Genomic DNA, 312 nt, shown 5'->3' with positions numbered 1-312 from the left:
ATTTAATCTTCCAGCACCGGGCAGGCGTCACACCCTATACGTCCACTTTCGTGTTTGCAGAGTGCTGTGTTTTTATTAAACAGTCGCAGCCACCAGTTTATTGCAACCCTTTCACCCTTCCACAGTAAAGTGGTCAAGCTACCGGGGCGTACCTTTTCCCGAAGTTACGGTACCAATTTGCCGAGTTCCTTCTCCCGAGTTCTCTCAAGCGCCTTAGAATACTCATCTCGCCCACCTGTGTCGGTTTGCGGTACGGTCTCGTATGACTGAAGCTTAGAGGCTTTTCTTGGAACCACTTCCGATTGCTTCGTG

At 50.0% G+C, this 312-nt stretch carries 1 rRNA gene; it reads right to left on the bottom strand.

The features are described from left to right. A 23S ribosomal RNA gene (locus ACNKXS_RS15240) occupies positions 1–312 on the bottom strand; the annotation flags it as partial.

It is taken from the genome of Christiangramia marina (assembly GCF_048285865.1).
GTDB lineage: Bacteria > Bacteroidota > Bacteroidia > Flavobacteriales > Flavobacteriaceae > Christiangramia > Christiangramia marina.
The sequence above is the reverse complement of the archived record's forward strand: the minus strand, read 5'-3'. Positions and strand labels throughout refer to the sequence as shown.